16 protein-coding genes and 1 tRNA gene are annotated in these 19,170 nt (G+C 65.1%); 8 read left to right on the top strand and 9 right to left on the bottom strand.

What is annotated here, in order from left to right:
• Positions 1-54 precede the first annotated feature (54 nt).
• Both ACMG4O_RS10040 and ACMG4O_RS10045 read right to left on the bottom strand, forming a co-directional pair.
• A complete protein-coding gene (locus ACMG4O_RS10040) occupies positions 55-489 on the bottom strand; it encodes a hypothetical protein (protein WP_194856708.1) in 435 nt (144 codons plus the stop codon).
• A gap of 4 nt (positions 490-493) precedes the next feature.
• Positions 494-1,723: a pyridoxal phosphate-dependent aminotransferase gene (locus ACMG4O_RS10045; RefSeq protein WP_194856707.1), complete on the bottom strand. Its 1,230-nt coding sequence runs from the start codon at positions 1,721-1,723 to the stop codon at positions 494-496.
• 91 nt (positions 1,724-1,814) lie between these two features.
• Between ACMG4O_RS10045 and ACMG4O_RS10050 the strand changes: the two genes are divergently transcribed.
• The 5 genes from ACMG4O_RS10050 (at position 1,815) to ACMG4O_RS10070 (ending at position 6,880) form a co-directional block, all read left to right on the top strand.
• Entirely contained in the window at positions 1,815-2,483 is a 669-nt protein-coding gene (locus tag ACMG4O_RS10050; protein WP_194856706.1) for a DNA-3-methyladenine glycosylase I, read from the top strand.
• 76 nt (positions 2,484-2,559) lie between these two features.
• Positions 2,560-4,479 carry an FTR1 family protein gene (locus ACMG4O_RS10055; protein ID WP_414433734.1) on the top strand — a complete coding sequence of 640 codons (1,920 nt, stop codon included), beginning with the start codon at positions 2,560-2,562 and terminating at the stop codon, positions 4,477-4,479.
• Positions 4,480-4,629: 150 nt separating this feature from the next.
• On the top strand, positions 4,630-5,457 hold the full coding sequence (gene djlA / locus ACMG4O_RS10060) for a co-chaperone DjlA (RefSeq protein ID WP_414433735.1): 828 nt from the start codon (positions 4,630-4,632) through the stop codon (positions 5,455-5,457).
• 111 nt (positions 5,458-5,568) lie between these two features.
• A complete protein-coding gene (locus ACMG4O_RS10065; RefSeq protein ID WP_142949346.1) occupies positions 5,569-5,808 on the top strand; it encodes a YdcH family protein in 240 nt (79 codons plus the stop codon).
• An 82-nt stretch (positions 5,809-5,890) separates the two neighbouring features.
• Positions 5,891-6,880, top strand: coding sequence for an LLM class flavin-dependent oxidoreductase (locus ACMG4O_RS10070; RefSeq protein ID WP_414433736.1), 990 nt, complete (start codon positions 5,891-5,893; stop codon positions 6,878-6,880).
• Positions 6,881-6,883: 3 nt separating this feature from the next.
• On the opposite strand, the gene ACMG4O_RS10075 is transcribed toward ACMG4O_RS10070, so the two are convergent.
• From ACMG4O_RS10075 to ACMG4O_RS10105, 7 genes are all read right to left on the bottom strand, one after another.
• The gene (locus tag ACMG4O_RS10075) at positions 6,884-8,170 is read right to left on the bottom strand and encodes a DUF1835 domain-containing protein (protein ID WP_414433737.1); all 1,287 of its coding nucleotides are present in this window, start codon (positions 8,168-8,170) and stop codon (positions 6,884-6,886) included.
• Positions 8,171-8,365: 195 nt separating this feature from the next.
• A tRNA-Thr gene (locus ACMG4O_RS10080) sits at positions 8,366-8,441 on the bottom strand.
• A 69-nt stretch (positions 8,442-8,510) separates the two neighbouring features.
• Entirely contained in the window at positions 8,511-10,022 is a 1,512-nt protein-coding gene (locus ACMG4O_RS10085; protein WP_414433738.1) for a 4-hydroxyphenylacetate 3-hydroxylase family protein, read from the bottom strand.
• Positions 10,023-10,200: 178 nt separating this feature from the next.
• Positions 10,201-10,629 (bottom strand): peptide-methionine (R)-S-oxide reductase MsrB, encoded by a 429-nt coding sequence (gene msrB, locus ACMG4O_RS10090; protein ID WP_142949342.1) that lies wholly within the window; start codon positions 10,627-10,629, stop codon positions 10,201-10,203.
• Positions 10,630-10,638: 9 nt separating this feature from the next.
• Complete coding sequence (gene msrA, locus ACMG4O_RS10095; RefSeq protein ID WP_142949341.1) at positions 10,639-11,259, bottom strand: peptide-methionine (S)-S-oxide reductase MsrA; 621 nt, start codon at positions 11,257-11,259, stop codon at positions 10,639-10,641.
• A 92-nt stretch (positions 11,260-11,351) separates the two neighbouring features.
• Entirely contained in the window at positions 11,352-11,948 is a 597-nt protein-coding gene (locus ACMG4O_RS10100; protein ID WP_414433739.1) for a hypothetical protein, read from the bottom strand.
• A 150-nt stretch (positions 11,949-12,098) separates the two neighbouring features.
• Complete coding sequence (locus ACMG4O_RS10105) at positions 12,099-14,129, bottom strand: neutral/alkaline non-lysosomal ceramidase N-terminal domain-containing protein (protein ID WP_414433740.1); 2,031 nt, start codon at positions 14,127-14,129, stop codon at positions 12,099-12,101.
• A gap of 249 nt (positions 14,130-14,378) precedes the next feature.
• Here ACMG4O_RS10105 and ACMG4O_RS10110 point away from each other — a divergent pair, with 249 nt between their 5' ends.
• The 3 genes from ACMG4O_RS10110 to ACMG4O_RS10120 all read left to right on the top strand — a co-directional run bounded on the left by ACMG4O_RS10110 (position 14,379) and on the right by ACMG4O_RS10120 (position 19,167).
• Positions 14,379-15,470, top strand: a complete 1,092-nt coding sequence (locus tag ACMG4O_RS10110; RefSeq protein ID WP_370202086.1) for an OmpA family protein — start codon at positions 14,379-14,381, stop codon at positions 15,468-15,470.
• Positions 15,471-15,481: 11 nt separating this feature from the next.
• The gene (locus tag ACMG4O_RS10115; RefSeq protein ID WP_414433741.1) at positions 15,482-16,915 is read left to right on the top strand and encodes a thrombospondin type 3 repeat-containing protein; all 1,434 of its coding nucleotides are present in this window, start codon (positions 15,482-15,484) and stop codon (positions 16,913-16,915) included.
• Positions 16,916-17,073: 158 nt separating this feature from the next.
• Positions 17,074-19,167, top strand: coding sequence for a transporter substrate-binding domain-containing protein (locus tag ACMG4O_RS10120; RefSeq protein WP_414433742.1), 2,094 nt, complete (start codon positions 17,074-17,076; stop codon positions 19,165-19,167).
• Positions 19,168-19,170 lie beyond the last annotated feature (3 nt).

Here is a 19,170-nt window from a genome sequence, read left to right on the forward strand (position 1 = left end):
AAGTCCCGCTATAGCGCGGGTCCCATGAAAACCGTCCTTGGGTGAAGTGGACGTTCAGGCGGTGGCGCGGGCCAGGAAATGGCGCACCAGCGCTGAGATTCGCGTGGAATCCCGGGCGGCCAGGGCGGTGCGGAACTGCTCCGCCAGGGTGGCGCGCTCCAGTTGTACGCTGACGGGCAGGTCCGGGTCCGCTTGCGGGTCCGGATCGCCGGTGGCGGTGAGCAGGGTGAAGGCGCGGTTGCTGAGCACCGCCTGTTCAATGCCCTCTTGGTAGAGGGTGCTCTGGTAACGCAGGTAACCCTCTTCAGCCAGCCACAGCATTGCCCCCAGACAGGCCATGTGCCTCTTGCCGTGCAGCCCCGCCTCGTCCAGTTGGTCAGGGCCGCTGATGTCTTCCACATAGACGGCCTGGGGGCGCGGAAAGTTCATATACAGCTGCAACAGTATGCGCGCCACGTCCTGGCTGAAGTCGTCGATGTGCAGATGCATGGGATTACTTCTTTCTGATCCGGTCCAGATAGTTGGCGATGCGGCCGATGGAATCCTCCAGATCGTCCATGCGCGGCAGGAACACCACCCGGAAATGGTCCGGGTCGGGCCAGTTGAACGCGGTGCCCTGGACGATCAGCACTTTTTCCTGGCGCAGCAGGTCCAGCGCGAAGGCCTCGTCGTCCTGGAACGGAAACACCTTGGGATCCAGACGCGGAAACAGGTAGAGCGCGGACTTGGGTTTGACGCAGCTGACACCGGGGATCGAGCTGAGCATGTCCCAGGCCTTGTCGCGCTGGCGGCCCAGGCGTCCGGTGGGCAGCACCAGGTCGCCGATGCTCTGGTAACCGCCCAGCGCGGTCTGGATCGCGTGCTGGCTGGGCACGTTGGCGCACAGCCGCATGCTGGCCAGCATGTCCAGGCCCTCGATGTAATTCTCGGCACGGTACTTGGCGCCGGAGATCACCATCCAACCGGCGCGGAAGCCGGCGGCGCGATAGTTCTTGGACAGCCCGTTGAAGGTGATGAACAGCAGGTCGTCGGCCATCGACGCGATCGAGTGGTGCTCCTCGCCGTCATAGAGAATCTTGTCGTAGATCTCGTCGGCGAACACGATCAGGTCGTGCTCGCGGGCGATCTCCAGCATTTCCTGCAGCAGCGCCTTGTCGTAGTTGGCGCCGGTGGGGTTGTTGGGGTTGATGATCACCATCGCGCGGGTGCGGTCGGTGATTTTGGAACGCAGATCGTCCAGCGCCGGTTGCCAGTCCTGCTTTTCATCGCACAGGTAATGCACCGGGTTGCCGCCGGACAAACGCACGGCGGCGGTCCACAGCGGGTAGTCCGGCGCCGGCAGCAGCACCTCGTCGCCATAGTTGAGCAACGCCTGCATGGCCATCACGATCAGTTCCGAGACGCCGTTGCCGATGATGATGTCGTCGACCGTGACGTTTTCGATGCCCTTGGTCTGGGTATACTGCATCACCGCCTTGCGGGCCGGGAACAGGCCCTTGGAGTGGCAGTAGCCGGTGGAATCCGGCAGGTTGTGAATCACGTCCTGCAGCAGCTCTTCGGGTGCTTCGAAGCCGAACGGCGCCGGGTTGCCGATGTTGAGCTTGATCACCCGGTGGCCTTCGTCCTCCAGGCGGTGCGCTTCGCGCAGCACCGGGCCACGGATGTCGTAGCAGACGCCCTTGAGTTTGTCGGATTTGTTGATCGTGGTTTGATGACCGCTCATGAATACTGCCCGTCCTGATCCGGCGTTAGGCTAAAGACCGGATTCTACAATGGCGGGAAAACACTGTATACGAAGCAGCCGGGAGCATTTGATGATCGAGTTCAAGGACCTGCTGGCCCTGGCGGTGAACCGCAAGGGCGGCCTCAAGCCGGTGGAAGCGCAACTGCCGGCGGTGAAGAGCGCCGCCCAGCTGCGCCGCCCGGACGACGCCTTTTATTTTTCCGCGCTCACGCGGCGCGTGTTCCGGGCCGGGCTCAAGCACTCTCTGGTGGACGCCAAATGGCCGGCGTTCGAAGAGGCGTTCTTCGGTTTCGATCCGGACAAGCTGGTGCTGATGCCGGACAGCATGCTCGAGGAGCGCATGCAGGACACCCGGCTGATCCGCCATTGGGGCAAGATCAAGGCGATCCGCCATAATGCCCAGCTGGTGCTCGACCTGCGCCGCGAATACGGCAGCATGGGCCGTTGGCTGGCGGACTGGCCGGCGGAGGACACCGTCGGTATGTGGATCCTGCTGAAAAAGCGCGGCAAGCAGCTCGGCGGCAATTCCGGCGCCGCCTTCCTGCGCATGGTGGGGCGCGACACCTGGTACCCCACCGACGATGTGATCAGCGTGCTCCGCGCCCACCGCATCATCGACAAAAACCTGTCGAGCCAGCGCGATCAGCGCGCGGCGCAGGCGGCGTTCAACCAGTGGCAGAGCGAATCCGGCCGTCCGCAGGCCCACATCAGCAAGGTACTGGCGCTCACGGTTGGGTAAAACCCTTTGACACAGCGGGTCTGGGAAGGGAACATAAATAAGAATTATTCACTTTTAGACGCTGGAATCCGGATCCATGGTTCTCATCGAGCGGCGCCCCCTGGGCGTTTTTTTGTTGCTGTGCTTTTTCATGCTGACCGCCACCGCCCGGGCGGCGGACCAGACCGCCCTGGTACAGCTGGTGGAGTACGTCGGCGCGGACTACGTTAACGCGGTGCAGGACGGCGAGATCGCCAGCGAGGCGGAATACGCCGAAATGGACGAGTTCACCCGCCTGTTGAGCGAGGGCATCGCCACCCTGGACGACGTGGAAGGCAAGCAGCGGCTGGCCGACCAGGCGCAACAGCTGGAAGCCGCCGTCGACGACAAGGCGCCGGAGGCGCGCATTCAGGAACTGGCGCAGAAAATCCGCGGCACCCTGGTGACGGTGTACGGCCTGCCGGTGATTCCCAAAACCGCGCCGGATATGGAGAAGGCCGCGCAGCTGTACCAGACCCACTGCGCCGCCTGCCACGGTGACGAAGGGCGTGGCGACGGCCCCGCCGGCGCGGCGCTGGAGCCGGCGCCCACCGATTTCCATGAGCGCGCCCGCTACATGGGCCGCTCCATGCTGGGGCTCTACACCACCATCACCGGCGGTGTGGACGGCACCGGCATGGCCGCCTACGACGACCAGCTCAGCGACGCGGAGCGCTGGGCGCTGGCGTTCTACGTGGGCGGCAAGGCGGTGTCCGATCAGGAGGCCGACGCCGGCGAGCAGGCCCTGCGCGGCACGCCGGGCCTGAAAGCGGATATGACCCTGGACACGGTGATCGGCAAGGCCCCCGCGGACGTGCGCGACGAGATCGGTAAGCCGGCGGTCCAGGCCATGGGCTATCTGCGCCGTAATCCGGAAGCGCTGTTCAGCCAGAACCGCTTTATCGAAATCAGTGACGCCAAGCTGGGCGAGGCGGCCGGCCTGTACGCCGACGGCGACCGGGCGGCGGCCCGCGCCGCGGCGCTGTCGGCCTATCTGGACGGCTTCGAGATGATCGAGCAGCAGCTTGCGGCGGTGGACGGCGACCTGATGCGCGCCACCGAGCGCCGTTTCATGGCGGTGCGCCAGGCGATCGAACAGGGTGAAGAGCCCGCCGCGGTGGACGCCAGAGTGGCCGAGGCCCGCGACAGCCTGGCCGCCGCCGAGGACGCGCTCGGCGGCGACGGCCTGAGCGCCGCCGCCACCTTCTCGGCGAGTTTCTTCATCCTGTTCCGTGAGGGGCTGGAGGCGCTGCTGATCGTTGCCGCCTTGCTCACCTTCACCCGTAAAGCGGGCGCCCGCTCGGCCAGCCGTCATATCCACTTCGGCTGGGTGGCGGCGCTGATCGCCGGCGTGGCCACCTGGTTCGCCGCCTCCACGGTGATCAGCTTCAGCGGTGCCTCGCGGGAGCTGACCGAGGGCGTGGCCGGCCTGGCGGCGGCGGTGATCCTGTTCTACGTGGGCTTCTGGATGCACAGCAACAGCAACAGCCAGAAGTGGATGGGCTACATCAAGAGCAAGGTGGATAACGCCCTCGGCGCCGGCACCGTCTGGACCCTGACCCTGGTGGCGTTCATCTCCGTGTACCGGGAGATGTTCGAAACCATCCTGTTCTATCAGGCGCTCTGGACCCAGGTCACCGAAGCCACCCAGCCGTACCTGCTGTACGGGTTGCTGGCGGCCCTGGCGGCGCTGGCGGTGGTCTGCGTGCTGATCTTCCGCCTCGGTATGCGCCTGCCGCTGGGCCTGTTCTTCAAGGCCACCAGCCTGGTGCTGCTGGTGCTGTCGGTGATCCTGCTCGGCAAGGGCATCGCCGCCCTGCAGGAAGCCGGCCTCATCAATGCCACCTACATCGGCCTGCCGACGCTGGAGTGGATCGGTTTCTTCCCCACCCTGCAGGGCGCGCTCGCCCAGGCCGCCGCCGTGGTCCTGGCGGTGCTGGCCTGGTGGCGCGGTAACCGCGCCACTAAAGCAGGTTGAGAGCGCGCGGCAACCGCGCCACCAAGTAGGTCCTTCCCCGCACACCGTTCCACCCGGGTCGCTCAGGCCCGGGTTTGCGTTTGTGCGCGAACCTCCCGGATACTCCGTGGTCTTTCCCTACCTGTAGATGACGATAGAGAGTTCTGATTAATGCGAAGTTGGGGTGGCAAACTCATTGTCGGCCTGTTGGGCATGTTGATCGGCGGGCCCATCGGCCTGGCGATCGGCGTGCTGATCGGCCACTTCCTGGACCGTGGCGTGGAGCGGGTGCAGTCCTTCAACCCGTTCCGGCCCTACCGGCCCGGCGAACGGGAGGAAGTCCAGGAGGCCCTGTTCTCGGCGGTGTTTTCGATCATGGGCCATCTGGCCAAGGCGGACGGCCGGGTCAGCGAGCAGGAGATCGGCCAGGCCGAAGCGATCATGAGCCGCATGCAGCTCAACGACGAGCAGCGCCGCCGGGCCCAGGAGGCCTTCCGCCAGGGCAAGGACGATGATTTCCCCCTCGACCGGACCGTGGCCGAATTCCGCCAGCGCATCCGCCGGCGCCGCCATCTGGTGGTGGTGTTCCTTGAGCTGCTGCTGCAAACCGCCCTGGCGGACGGCGAGCTGCACGCCGAGGAGGAGCGCATCCTGTTCCGTGTCGCCGCCGGGCTGGGCGTGCCGGAAAGCCAGTTCCGGCAGATTCTCAACATGGTGCTGGCCCAGGCGCGCTTCGGCGGCGCCGGTGCGGCCGGCGCGGGTGGCGCGGCCGGCCCGTCACAGCCGTCGCTGGGCGAGGCGTATCAGGTGCTGGGGGTGAACGAGGACGCCTCCGATCAGGAGGTCAAAAAGGCCTACCGGCGGCTGATGAGCGAGCATCACCCGGACAAACTGGCGGCCCGTGGCGTGCCGGAAGAGATGATCCGCGTGTCCACCGAGAAGACCGCCGAGATCAGCAAAGCCTACGATATGATCAAGGAAGCCCGGGGAATGCGTTGAGTCGCCACCGGGAGGATGACAAGTACCCGGCGGCGGTAGTAGCTTGAAGAGGATTACCCGCCCGAGCACCGCCCCGGTGCCCGGGCCCCTTCAGCGGAGGACCTGTCAGCTATGCTCGGTGAACCCCATAGTATCCACCACGAATTCCCCCAGCACCGCGAACGCATTGACGCCCTGGCCAAGGAACACCCGGAGTTCCGCGCCAAGGTGGAGGAGCACGACCGGTTGGACAAAACCATTCGTGGGCTGGAGATGCGCGAGAACCCGATCGCGGACCGCGATATGGAGACCATGAAAGTGGAGCGTATGCACCTCAAGGACGAGATTTATCGTCGCTTGAACGGGGGTTAGCCGACGCGACCTTTAAAAACGCGGTCACAGGCCCAACCGTAAGAAGACGCGTAAACGGACGCGTTTTGGCTCGGGAGGCCTGATGACTGCCTATTCCATTCTTGATCTGAGTCCCATCCTGCGTGGCGGCGACGCCGCCCAGGCCCTGGGCAATTCCCTTGATCTGGCGCGCCACGCCGAACAGTGGGGCTACACCCGCTACTGGGTGGCCGAGCACCACAACATGCCCGGCGTGGCGAGCGCCGCCACCAGCGTGGTGATCGGCCATATCGCCGCCGGCACCCAGCGTATCCGGGTCGGCTCCGGCGGCGTGATGCTGCCCAACCACGCGCCCCTGGTGATCGCCGAACAGTTCGGCACCCTGGCGGCCCTGCACCCGGGGCGCATCGACCTGGGCCTGGGCCGGGCGCCGGGCACCGACATGGAAACCGCGCGGGCGCTGCGCCGCGACCTCAACAGCAACGCCATGGAGTTCCCGCGCGACGTGGACGAGCTGCAGGCTTACCTGGGTGATCCGACCCCGGATCAGCGCGTGCGGGCGGTGCCCGGCGCCGGCAGCAAGGTGCCCATCTGGCTGCTCGGCTCCAGCCTGTTCAGCGCCCGGCTGGCGGCCCAAAAGGGCCTGCCGTTCGCGTTCGCCTCGCATTTCGCCCCGGAGGCCCTGCTCGATGCGTTGCAGGTCTACCGTGACAACTTTCAGCCGTCGGCACAGCTGGAGCGGCCCTACGCCATGGCGGGGGTGAGCGTGTTCGCCGCCGACAGCGACGAGGAGGGCGCCTTCCTGGCCACCTCCATGCAGCAGCAGTTCGTCAATCTGCGGCGCGGGCGGCCCGGACCGCTGCCGCCGCCGGTGGAGAGCATGGACGGCATCTGGTCGCCGCTGGAAGCGGAGGGCGTGCGCCAGGCGATGAAATACGCCATGGTCGGATCAGCGGAAACGGTCCGTGACGGGCTGCGTGCCTTCCGTGACCTGACCGGGGTGGATGAGCTGATGATCACCGGCGGGATTTTCGACCACGACAAGCGGCTGCAATCGTTCCGCATGGCCGCCGATATCTGCCGCGATCTCTAATCCCTAGGCCACGTTGGCCGGCCGTTTTTGCGGCCGGCCGGTGCCCTTGTTCAGACACCAGCTGTCGCGGTCGCCGTCGATGGCGATGCCGCCCACCCAGCGCCGTTTGGGGTGGGTGTCGAGCCAGTTGTTGTGGCCGCTGAGCACCGCGTGGCCGTGGGAGGTGATGTGCAGCGACCGGTCCTGCCACGGGGTGTCTTCGCCGTGGTCGCTGGCCAGCAACGGGCGCTCGCCGCCCATCAGCGGCTGCATCATCCACCAGAACATGGTGTCGCCCAGATAGGGCAGCGGCTCGCGCTCGCGCATCAGATCCCGGAACACCTCGCCGACGGTAATCGGGCCGCGCTCGGCCACCAGCTGCACCGCCAGTTGCTCGCTCAGGCCCAGGCCGGTGTCTTCATCCGGTAACTCCAGCAGGTGCCGGCGCAGGGCGCGGCCCAGCATCGGCAACTCCGGGGTCAGGGTCCGTGACAGGTCGTCCAGCCGTTGCGGCGTATCGGCGGTCACCGCCCGCCAGGCGCGGCGCCCCAGGGTGATAAGCGCATCGTCCACCGGGCGGCGCTGCTGCCAGAGCCAGCCGAGCACCTCCGGCGCCAGTTGCCCCAGGCCGATAAACCGTTGCACGCCGGGAATGCCGTCCGTGGCCACCAGTTCCAGCCGGGTGGGGCGGCGCTGATGGGCCAGATGATTGAGGATGTAGGCCAGAATCAGCTGGTCGTAGCTGTCGTGTTCGAACCACAGCACCACCCGCTCGCTGTCCATGGCCTGGTCCAGGCCGTCGTACTCATGCTGCTGCCGCCGGCGGGTTTCGTTTTCGTCGCCACCGAAGGCGTCGCAGAGAAAGCGGGTGCGCTCGTCCATGAACGCCTGCCGTTCCAGGCTGTGCAGCGGGCCGATGCAGAAGGGGTCGCTGAAGGTGTGAAAGTGGCCGTGCAAACCGGTGGCGGGCAGGGCGTCGCGCAGATCCGACCCGCAGCGGATGTGCACCGTGTCCAGGTCGTCGTCCAGTGTCTCGTTGGCCCGCTCGGCGGCGGTGTCCAGGGCGGCCACGTGCCGCTGGAAATGATCCCAGCCCTGGAACCCCATTTCCCGCGACACGGTGTGCAGGGCATCGCGGAGCCCGGGCTTTTCGCTCACCGGGGTGAGGCGGTGTACGGCGATGCGAGCCAGGCAGCGACGGTCGCCGGACAGGGCCGCGTCCAGTAACCGCTCGGCATCCTCACGGGGGTCGTCGAGACGGAAGCGTCCGTGCTGTTTCGGAGTACTGCTGCCGGCGGGCATCGATGTCATAAACGGGGCCTTCTCCACAGCGCGGTGTGTGAGTCAAAAAATGGACTTACACAGTTGGCGAAGCGGGCCTTTGAGTCAATGCAAAGAGAGGCTTCAATGGCTTGAAAAGCCTAAGCTTTATAAAGGTTTTACCGGGGATACAAAGGAAGGCAAGAAATTGTCGTGACCTTCACGCCCGTTTCGACGGGAAAGGAATGGTGCCGGAAAGAGGAATCGAACCTCCGACCTACTGATTACGAATCAGTTGCTCTACCGACTGAGCTATTCCGGCACGGCCCGCCCGGGGGCGAGCGGGCGCTAGTTTAGCAGGAACCCCACGGCTGGCAAGACCGCCGACGGCTTACGCCTGTTTGATGCCGGCCAGCTTGCGGGCGTGCCATTTCTTGGACTCCACGTCCATGCCGCGCAGGATCTGAATACGCTGGGCCTGGGGGCTGCCGGCGCCGTGCATGGACTCGGTCAGGTAGCCCACCGCGTTGCGGCCCAGGGTCATGTTTTCGATCAGGCGCAGGATGCGCATGCGGTCCTCCGTGGGGATGTCGTCGCGGCCCTTCAGGAAGCGGCGGATGATGGCGCCGGCTTCCTCGTTGTCCAGATCCTTTTCGCTGGGCATGGTGGCGACGATGCCGCCGGCCAGGTCCTGGGCGAGGCGGGCGATCTCATAGGGGAAACGGGTGACGTTGTGCTTGCACACATTGGAGAGCATGGCGTCGTTCATGTAGATGCCGCTGGCCAGGGGTTTGGCTTCGTGGGAGCTGGCGATGCCGGACGAGAAAATGGTCTCGTTGAGGTGCACCATTTCCACCAGCTTGTCCTTGATGTGGCTGACCTTGTCGACGCCGTTGTAGTCGGCGATGGTGGCGGCGGCGCCGGTCATCACATCGCCGAGGCCGGTTTTGCACACATAGCTGGCGCGGTGGTAGGCGGTGAAGCGCGCCACCATGTCCTGGGCGAATTCGTATTCGCCGTCCATGAGCACGTGCTCGTGGGGGATGAAGACGTCGTCGAAATAGACCCACACTTCCTGGCCGCCGAACTCGGCGTTGCCCTGGTCGATGCTGCCGCCTTCCATGGAGCGGGTGTCGCTGCTCTGGCGACCGTAGATGTAGGTGATGCCCTCGGCGTCGCCGGGAATCATGCCCACCACGGCGTAGTCCTTGTCGTGCTCGCTCAGGTTCATGGTCGGCATCACGCAGATCCAGTGCTGGTTCCAGCCGCCGGTCATGTGCGCTTTGACGCCGCGCACGAAGATGCCGTCGTCGTTGCGTCCGGACACGTGCAGGAACATGTCCTGGTCGCTCTGCTCGAACGGTCGCTTGCTGCGGTCGCCCTTGGGGTCGGTCATGCCGGCGGCGATCAACACGTTATGGCGCTGCGCTTCCTTGAGGAAAGCCAGATAGCGCTGGTGGTAGTCGGTGCCGTGCTTTTCATCGATGTCCCAGGTGATCGAGTGCAGCACGCTGAGTGTGTCCAGGCCGGTGCAGCGCTGGAAGCAGGTGCCGGTGAGCTGGCCCAGGCGCCGCTGCATGCGGTTTTTCATTACCAGGTCCTGGGGTGACTCCGGCATGTGCAGAAAGCGGTTCACCGGGGCGTCGATCAGCGGCGAATGGGCGGTGGCCAGTTCCGGGTCGTCGATGGCCAGATCGTAGGTGGCGCGCAGGGCGTTGATGCTGGGGCGGATCATCGGGTGGTCGGCGGGCTCGTCGATCAGTTCGCCGAACAGAAACAACCGGGTGCCGCGGCCTTTAAGGCTGCTGATGTAGTCGTCACCGGTGCGGATCATCGGCATCCGTGACCAGCGTTCACTGGCGCTGTCGTGGCGGCGTGATGCCAGAGGGGAAACGGCGTTCATAGGGCACTCCTTGCGGGCTGAGCCGGCTGGCCGAGGTGCGTGTTATTGGACGTTTTCCCCAATAGTAGACACTGTGTCTCGGCTGGCAATGCGGGAGTGGCGGCTTGTTACCCAGGGTCAAGCGGTGGGTTGCTCCCGGGTCGGGCGGGGCCGGCCCGGGGCGATCGGCAGGGGCGTGCTAGTGGGGCTGTGGCTCGAACACCAGGGACGCGGAGTTGAGGCAGTAGCGCTGGCCGGTGGGCGGCGGTCCGTCGGGAAACACATGGCCGAGGTGGCCGTCGCAGCGCGCGCAGCGGATCTCCACGCGCACCATGCCGTGGCTGCTGTCCTCCAGCTCGCGCACGTGGTCCGCGTCCACCGGCTCGAAGAAGCTGGGCCAGCCGGTGCCGGACTCGAACTTGCTGTCGGCGTGGAACAGCGGCAGGTGACACAGCTTGCAGGCGTAGGTACCGCTTTCCTTATTGTCCAGCAAACCGCCGCAGAACGGCGGCTCGGTGCCCTGATTCAGTAGGATGCGGCGCTCCTCGGCGGTGAGGCCGGCGGCGCGCTGCTGCTTTTCGGCGTCGGTGAGCGGCGTCAGATCGAAGCCGCTGGCGGAAACAGTCATGGCTACCTCTCAGGTTTTAAGCATTTCCGGGAAGGCGGCGTGCAGCTTTTCCAGTTTCGGCTTCGCCACATGGGTGATGTACGGCTGGTTGGGATTGCGGCGGGCGAAATCCTGGTGGTAGTCCTCCGCCGGATGGAACGGGTGGCCCGGCTCCAGGGTGGTGACGATGGGCGCGGTGAAGGCGCCGGCGTTATTCAACTGCTGGATGTAGTCCTCGGCGACTTTCCGCTGCGCCTCGTCCACCGGAAAGATGGCGGAACGGTACTGCGGCCCGCGGTCGTTGCCCTGGCGGTCTTTCTGGGTGGGGTCGTGGGCCACCGCGAAAAACAGTTTAAGCAGGGCGCCGAAACTGATCCGACGCGGGTCGTAGCGCACTTCCACCACTTCCGCGTGGCCGGTGCGGCCGCTGCAGACCGCTTCGTAATTGGCGCTGGCCGCGTCGCCGCCGGCGTAGCCGGACACCACCGACTGCACGCCGTCGAGAGGTTGATAGACCGCTTCCACGCACCAGAAGCAGCCGCCGGCGAGCACAGCGCGGCCGGCATCCTGATCGGTGGGAACGTCTTCCACCGGATCGGGGAACCGGTCCGGGTGTATCGCCAGGGATGTGCCGGGGATCACTGCTTTCATACAACCTCCGTGACTGGACGACGACCATGACAGCCGCCGGGAAACCGTGCCGTGAAGACAGTGGGGGCGGGGCCGGCGACTCTCAACCCGGGTCAGGGCAGCAGGCGCGCCTGCCGCAGGGTGTCGCGCAGGGCCAGGCACTGGCTTTTGGCGATGGCGCTCTGATCATTGGCTTCGTGGGTGCGGGCCATGCCGTGCCACAGGTTGGTGCCGGCGCCGTCGAGCAGGTCGGCGGGGAACATCTGCTCCACATCCGCCGGCGGCGCGTCCTTGATGCGCTCGCCGTCCAGGCCCACGCGCCAGGTGGGGCGCACTTCGTTGTCCTGGTTGATCGGGTTGAGCTCCTGGCGGTCGCGCATGTGCGGCGCCGACATCAGCAGGCGGGTCAGATCGACCAGCAGAATGCGGTCCACCGGGTGGTCGCCGGCCCATTCGACCAGCGCCTTGCGGCCCCGCTCGTACCACAGCGGTACCTCCTGGTGGCTGAGCAGCACGGTCAGGCCGGCGCGCTCGAAGATCGGCCGGCAGGTCAGTTCCCAGGTCTCGCGGGTGTCGCCTTCCGGGCTTTGCGCCACCAGCAGCAGGGTTTCCGCCGGCGGCGGCGGGGTCTCGGTGACCGTGCGCGTGGTCACTTCCGTGGTGCTGGCGCACCCGCTCAAAAACAGAACCGCCAGTAACAGGGCCCTCATGGCACTCTCCACAACACTACTTCCGGATGAACAAGCACCCAGTGTAGCAGGGGCCGACCACGGAGAAACCCGATAACGACGCGGTTTTACGTCATTCTGTGACGCCGCTCAGGGACGCCCGCTCAGGGACGCCCGCTCAGGGACGCCCGGTCACGGGAACGCCGGCGAGATAAGCGCGGGCGCGTTCGCGCCGGCCCTCACCTCCAACTGGAAACGGCCCTCGTCGGCAACCGAGGGGTGATACCAGCGCACTTCGTAGAGGCCCTGTCCCTCGACGTCGTCGTCGATCAGCCGCAGGCGCATGTCGCCGCTTTCATCGTCCACCAGCGTGCCCCGGTTGTCGCTGCGCAGAATCCGCAGCAGCGGTTGGTGCAGGCGCAGGTCTCCGGGCGGTTCGCCGACAAAACGCCAGGACCAGTAGGGGCCGCTGTCCTCTTCGCCACGGTGGAAGGTGGCCGGCCGGCGCCAGCTCCGCGACCAGGTGCGGTCCGGGTCGCCGTCCGGCCAGTAGTGATGGCTGAGCAGCTCGAAACGGCTTTCCCTGGGATAGTCGTCGACGCCACCGGTGCGCATCAGGTCCTCGCTCAGCCGCGCGCTTTGCGCGGCGAGAAAGTCCAGCGTATGCGGGCCGTAAAGGGTGTGGCCGCCCTCGTAGTACTGGGCGCCGTACTCGGCCTCGCTCACCGCGTAGCCGAAAAAGCCGTTGGCCAGGCTGGAGATCTCCACACGCCAGTCGGTGCCGGCGGGCAGGGTGTCGAGGACCTCGCCGCGGATGCGGTTGCCGCTTTCCAGGGTGATCTCCCAGGGCAGGGGCACCAGCACCAGATCGTTGACGCGCAGTACCTGAAGCAGGGCACGGTGCGGGAAGGTGTCCGCGGACATCAATAATTGCAGCTTGGACAGCGCCCACTGCTTTTCCGCCTGGCAGCCGTCGGTGAAGACGGTGCGTGGCCAGCCCTCCTGAAGAAACGGCAGGTAGGAGATCGGGAACACTTCGTCGCCGTTGGCGGCGCCCATGGTGGCGGCGCCCACCACCGCGCGCTGGCAGAGACCGTGGCGTTGTTCCTCGGGCAGCTCGAGCACGTCCATCAGGCGGCTGGCGGCGGCGGTGCGCAGGCGCGGTGCCAGATCGCCCTCCAGGCGTTCGAACAACGCGCCGGCCTGGTCGCCGAGCGCCTTGCCGATACGCCGGGCTTCCAGATCGCCGCGGTGATCCGGATGCCAGGCCGGGTTGTTGTCGGCGTGGGTGGCCTGAAAGGCGCCATGCACGAACGGCCACGGCAGCTCGTCGCCGAAGCCGGCGCTCAGGCCTTGCCCCAGCCAGTGCCAGACATCCGCGTGATAGGGGCGCGTGAAGGCGGGGATGGCGGTGCCGTGGATGGAAAACAGGGTCAGGGCGCCGGCGGGGTAGAAGCGGCCGTCGTCGGCTTGCAGGTCGATGCGCAGCATGGTCATGCGCGGATTTACCGCGCGCAGGGCGTCGTCCTCGCCCATTTTTTCCGGATCCAGATTGTGATTACGCGCCCATGCCTGTACCGAGCGGTTACGGGTCAGCCCCCAGACATCGCGCTGGCCGGTGGCGATCCGCGCCGGGCGGCGGTTGCGGTAGGCGCGGATCACCGCCTCGCTGATGCGTTCGCTGAGAAAACCGAACAGCTCCGGGTCGAAACCGGCGCTGTTGGCGCCGAAGGTGTTGTAGAAATCGCTGCCCAGATATTGCCCGGGCCCCGAATGCGTGTGCGTGACCAGCAGGCTCAAGCCCCGCGCGGGCACGTCCGTGGCGGCGGCGATGCGCTCGGCCACGGCGTAATGCAGCGGCAGTGAGCCGGCGCCCAGATCAAGCTGCACCAGAGCCAGCGGCGTCTGCCCCGGGCCGTGCAGATAAAAGGCGCGTGCCTTGAGCCGGGTACGGAACCCGTCGGCGTTCTTCGCCCAGGCGGAATAGCCGAATTTGGGCAGGCCGATGGCGGGAGTGATGTCCACTTCGGCCACCCCGGCCAGGGGGCCGCCGTTCGCCGTCGGCGGCAGCGGTTCGGGAACCTGAAACGTCAGCGTCTCACGAGGATAGGTAAGAAAGGGCCAGGCGGTGTGCACAAGCACGGCGGCCAGCACCCCGAGCAACAGCAAAAGAATAAGCGCGAGCCGCCGGCGACCGGATCGCCGGGGTTTGGATAACTGCATGTGAAGCCTCTTTTTTATTTTTGCACGAACGTACTTGTGGGGTGCATGTACGGCAAGCCTGATCGGGCCAAACCGGCGCCTGGATACATATCGGATACAAAATGATACGGCTTGTACAATTCGTGCAAAAGCATGGATAAGTTCACAACACTATTCCAACCGGACGTCACCGGAATTCTGTTTTTTTTACCTCCCTGGGATATTCCAATGATTGCACTGTAATCCGTTGATACCCGAGGGGGGTAGAACATGAAAGCAACCGTGAGATTGTCGACTCTGGCGTTCGCCGCCGGGCTGGCTTTTCAGCCGGCCCTGGCGGAAGACCGTTATGAGGAGACGCTGAACACTCGCCAGTACGTGGGTGGCTTCGCCTCCTACGTGGATGTGGATGAGGATCGGCAGTTCGACGACGAAGGTCTGGGCTACAGCGCCTTCTACGGTCGTCAGTTGTCCGACCGCATCTGGTGGGAAACCGAAGGCGGCTTCTACAAAGTGGATCCGAACCAGGCCGACTTCCAGGATTTCTACCAGTATCACCTGACCACCGGTCTCGCCTATGCCTTTGGTGATCGTACCGGCTTCACGCCCTATGTGATCGCCGCCGTCGGCGCGATTGACCAGGAAGTGCTGCCTGACGAAGACCAGGACACCAACCTGACCGTCAACGCCGGCATCGGTGCGGTGACCGGGCCGATCTTCGACAACGGCCTGAAGTTGCGCGGCGACGCCCGTTATGTGTATGACGACTTCGACGGCTCCGGCCCGGCCCGTGGTGACGGTGCGTTCGGCGATGTTCGCCTGTCTCTCGGTGTGGAGATCCCGCTCGGCTACACCAAGGTAGTAACCAAAGAAAAAACGGTGATCAAAACCCGTGAAGTGGCGGCCAAGCCGCAGCCGGTGATGGACTCCGACGGTGACGGCGTTCCCGATAACCGTGATCAGTGCCCGAACACGCTGGAAGGCGGGCGCGTGGATTCCAACGGCTGTCTGATCGTCAACCAGACCGTGACCCTGACCAACATCAACTTTGAGTTCGACTCCGCCAAGCTGACCCGTTCTTCAGAGTCTTCCCTGGACCGCATCGCCGACTCGCTGAAATCGCAGACCGACTTCCGTGTGGAAGTAGCCGGTCATACCGACAGCGTGGGCGCCGCGGAATACAACGAACAGCTTTCCCAGGAACGCGCCGAATCCGTTCGCCAGTACCTGCTTAACCGGGGTGTGGACCCGTCCCGTGTTACCGCCCGGGGCTATGGCGAGCTGAATCCGGTGGCCAGCAACGAAACCGAATCCGGCCGCGCGATGAACCGCCGCGTTGAATTCCGCGTTACCGAGAAATGAGGAATACGAACATGTTGCGAATCAAAAACCTATTAATGCTGGTCCTGCTCGCCGCTCTCGGCGTGGGGATCTACGGCTGCGAAGCCAACGACAGTGATGACACCGTCATCACTACGCCCAACAACCCGAACCCGAACAATCCTGATGATCAGGACAATGACGGGATTCCGGATGACATGGACAACTGTCCGGCCTTCGCTAACAACGATCAGCGCGATCAGGACAACGACGGTATCGGCGACGCCTGCGACGACGATGTCGACGGTGATGGCGTGCCCAATGATCCGGACAACTGCCCCTGGGTGGCCAACCCGGATCAGACCGACACCGACATGGACGGTATCGGCGACGCCTGTGACGAAAACACCGACACCGATGGTGACGGCATCGACGACGGCGACGACAACTGCCCGCTGGTGGTGAACCACAGCCAGGCGGATTCCGACATGGACGGCATCGGCGACGCCTGTGACGACGACCGCGACGGTGACGGCGTTCCCAACGACAACGACAACTGCCCGTTCGTGGCCAACAACGACCAGGTTGACACCGACATGGACGGCGTCGGCGACGCCTGTGAAGACGACACCGACGGTGACGGCGTGCTGGATCCGGACGACAACTGTGTGTTCGTGCCCAACCCGGGCCAGGAAGACCTGGACGGCGACAACGTGGGCGACGTCTGTGACGACGACGACGATGGCGACGGCACCAACGACGGCAACGACGAGTGCCCGGTTCAGCCCGGCCCGCCGGAAAACGACGGCTGCCCGGTTGACGAAGACACCGACACCGACGGCGACGGCGTACCCGACGACCTGGACAACTGCCCGAACACCGCCAACGCGGACCAGCTCGACAGCGACGGCGACGGCATCGGTGATGTGTGCGACGACGACGGCTTCACCTGTAACGACACCAGCACCTATCAGCCGCTGACCACCCCGGACTATGAAGCCAGTGGCAACTCACTGGGCGTGTGCCTGGGCTGCGGCGTGAGCGAAGCGGACAGCCTGGTGGACGGCAACGACGCTTCCTTCGCAACCATTGAAGTGGGTGTGGCCGCGGTCTACGGCGGCGCTGAAATCCGTGCCACCGCGGTGGACGCGGCCAACGACTTCGCCGACATCAACCGCATCGGCATGGTGATCTCCGATCCGGCCTCCGCGCTGCTCAACCTGAGCCTGCTCGGCGACTTCCTGACCCTGCGTTTCTACAACGACGGCGAGGAAGTGGACAGCGCCACCGTGGGCGGCGGTCTGCTCGGTCTGGAACTGCTGGGCCTGAGCCTGGACAGTGACGAGCGCTTCCTGTCCGCCGAGGTGGATACCAACGAGCTGACCTTCGACGAAGTCCAGCTGGACTACGCCGGCCTGCTCAACGCCAACGCCTCTCTGCGCGTGCATCGCGTCTGCGCCGGCAACGATCCGGAGGACGCACCCTGAGTCTCCTTTGATATCAGGCATATCCTGGGGGCGCATTCGCGCCCCCTTTTTTTTGCCCGGCACCCGGCCGGCGTTTTCCTCCGTTCGCCTTCACGTGATTCCGTTCGCAGTCTGTCAGCCTTTTGGGTTAGATTGGGGACGCTGGAGGGAACGAATCTATGACATCCATTTTTCGCTGGCCGCGTCACGCGCAGTGGTTGTTAGTGCTTCTGACACTGGTTTTTTTGCTCGGCGGCTGTGATTCCGGGGGCGCGAATTACACCGAAACCGGGGACCTGGAATCGCTGCGCGAACGCGGCCAACTGCGTTTGCTGGCGCCGCGCTTCGATGAAGAGCAGGCGCTGGTCCGCGAGGGCGTACCGCTGCAGGAATTCCGCGAACAGGCGGAAATTCTGGCGCAATCCCTGGGGCTGACGCCGCGCTGGGTGTACGCGGACAGCACCGATAACCTCGATGACATGCTCAACGAGGGCCTCGCCGATCTGATCGTCACCAATTACACGGTCACCGAATCCCGCCAGGAGAAAGTGGATTTCTGTACCCCGGTGGCGGTGATACGGGAGTATCTGGTGCTGCCCAAGGACCGCCAGGGCGACAGCGTTGAGGATCTGGGCGAAGTGCGTATCGCCGCGCCCGAAGGCACTGCCTATCAGGAGACCGCCGAAGCGCTGGCGGAACGCCACGACACCGTCAGCGTTGAAGCCGTGGAGGCCGGGCTCTCCGATGTGGAGCTGCTGGAGGGCGTCGCCTCCGGTCTGTATCAGGCGGCGATCGTCGACAGCAACGCTCTGGACGGCCTACTGCGTACCTTCGATCAGGTGCGCAAGGGGCCGGTGGTCAACCCGCGCCGGCGTATCGCCTGGGCGGTGCGCAGCGACAATCCGGAGCTGCGCGCGGCGGTCAATGAATTTCTGGTCAGCCACCGCGTGCGCACCTCGGTGCGCAGTGAAGAGCGCCGCGATTGGGCGGCGATCAACAAGGACGGCGTGTTGCGGGTGATCACCTCCAACAATCCGGCCAGCTATTTCCTGTGGCGCGGCGAACTGATGGGCTTCGACTACGATCTGATCCGCCACTTCGCCCGGCAGCATGACCTGCGCGTGCGCATGGTGGTGCGCGACAGCGCCTCGCAAATGTTCGACGCCTTGCAGACCGGTGCCGGCGATGTGATCGCCGGGGCCATGACCATTACCGAGCGGCGTAAAGCCGAGGGCTGGCGCTTTTCCAACCGCTACCTGGAGGTGCACGAGCAGATTATCGGCGACGCCGATGACGAGCCGTTCGAATCGGTCCAGGAACTGGCCGGGCGCACCGTGGTGGTGGCACCGGACAGCGCCTTCATGGACACCCTGGAAGAACTGCGCGAGCAGGGCATCGACGTGCGCATCGAGCCCCGTGAAGGGGCCACCACGGAGATGCTGATACAGGACGTGGTGGACGGCGCGATCGATCTCACCGTGGCGGACAGCCACGTGGCCGCCCTGGAAAGCACCTACCGGGAAGACCTGCGCCCCCTCTGGACCCTGGAGGGCAGCCGCGACATCGCCTGGGTGCTGCGCGATGATCAGGACCAGTTGGTTGAGAAACTCAACGCCTACATCAACCGCAATTACCGGGGCCTGTTCTACAACGTCACCTTCAACCGCTACTTCAAGGAATCGAAAACCATCCGTATCCATGAGGAATACCGGGTGGAAGCGGGCAAGGAAATTTCACCCTACGACGACCTGGCCAAGGAATACGCGTTGAAGTACGGGTTTGACTGGCGCTTGCTGGTGTCGCAGATGTACCAGGAGAGCAAGTTCAATCCGGACGCGGTGTCGTTCGCCGGGGCCCAGGGCCTGATGCAGGTGATGCCGCGCACCGCCCGCCAGTTCGGCTTCGACAACCCCCACGATCCGGAGCAAGGCGTGGCCGCCGGCTCGGCCTATCTGGAATGGCTCGAAGAGCGTTTCCCGCAGCGCCTGGGCATGGCGCAGAAAATCTATTTCGGCCTGGCGGCCTACAACGCCGGCCACGGCCATGTGGAAGACGCCCGCCGGCTGGCCCAGCGGCTGGGCAAGAACCCGGATCTCTGGTTCGGGCACGTGGAAGAGGCCATGCTGCTGCTGTCACAGCCCCGTTACGCCCGCCAGGCGCGTTTCGGTTATGTCCGTGGCAGCGAGCCGGTGAAATACGTGCGTGAGATCCGCAACCGCTATCTGGGCTATGTGCAGTTCACCGAAGAGAACAACATTTCCGCCGAGCCGTGAGGC

The sequence above is a fragment of the Alloalcanivorax venustensis genome (assembly GCF_047495515.1).
Classification (GTDB): domain Bacteria; phylum Pseudomonadota; class Gammaproteobacteria; order Pseudomonadales; family Alcanivoracaceae; genus Alloalcanivorax; species Alloalcanivorax venustensis.

Bases quoted from the DNA above. Each gene is read 5' to 3' on its own strand.
- ACMG4O_RS10040 (WP_194856708.1), bottom strand. From the start codon at position 489: ATGCATCTGCACATCGACGACTTCAGCCAGGACGTGGCGCGCATACTG.
- ACMG4O_RS10045 (WP_194856707.1), bottom strand. From the start codon at position 1,723: ATGAGCGGTCATCAAACCACGATCAACAAATCCGACAAACTCAAGGGC.
- ACMG4O_RS10050 (WP_194856706.1), top strand. From the start codon at position 1,815: ATGATCGAGTTCAAGGACCTGCTGGCCCTGGCGGTGAACCGCAAGGGC.
- ACMG4O_RS10055 (WP_414433734.1), top strand. From the start codon at position 2,560: ATGGTTCTCATCGAGCGGCGCCCCCTGGGCGTTTTTTTGTTGCTGTGC.
- djlA (WP_414433735.1), top strand. From the start codon at position 4,630: ATGCGAAGTTGGGGTGGCAAACTCATTGTCGGCCTGTTGGGCATGTTG.
- ACMG4O_RS10065 (WP_142949346.1), top strand. From the start codon at position 5,569: ATGCTCGGTGAACCCCATAGTATCCACCACGAATTCCCCCAGCACCGC.
- ACMG4O_RS10070 (WP_414433736.1), top strand. From the start codon at position 5,891: ATGACTGCCTATTCCATTCTTGATCTGAGTCCCATCCTGCGTGGCGGC.
- ACMG4O_RS10075 (WP_414433737.1), bottom strand. From the start codon at position 8,170: ATGACATCGATGCCCGCCGGCAGCAGTACTCCGAAACAGCACGGACGC.
- ACMG4O_RS10085 (WP_414433738.1), bottom strand. From the start codon at position 10,022: ATGAACGCCGTTTCCCCTCTGGCATCACGCCGCCACGACAGCGCCAGT.
- msrB (WP_142949342.1), bottom strand. From the start codon at position 10,629: ATGACTGTTTCCGCCAGCGGCTTCGATCTGACGCCGCTCACCGACGCC.
- msrA (WP_142949341.1), bottom strand. From the start codon at position 11,259: ATGAAAGCAGTGATCCCCGGCACATCCCTGGCGATACACCCGGACCGG.
- ACMG4O_RS10100 (WP_414433739.1), bottom strand. From the start codon at position 11,948: ATGAGGGCCCTGTTACTGGCGGTTCTGTTTTTGAGCGGGTGCGCCAGC.
- ACMG4O_RS10105 (WP_414433740.1), bottom strand. From the start codon at position 14,129: ATGCAGTTATCCAAACCCCGGCGATCCGGTCGCCGGCGGCTCGCGCTT.
- ACMG4O_RS10110 (WP_370202086.1), top strand. From the start codon at position 14,379: ATGAAAGCAACCGTGAGATTGTCGACTCTGGCGTTCGCCGCCGGGCTG.
- ACMG4O_RS10115 (WP_414433741.1), top strand. From the start codon at position 15,482: ATGTTGCGAATCAAAAACCTATTAATGCTGGTCCTGCTCGCCGCTCTC.
- ACMG4O_RS10120 (WP_414433742.1), top strand. From the start codon at position 17,074: ATGACATCCATTTTTCGCTGGCCGCGTCACGCGCAGTGGTTGTTAGTG.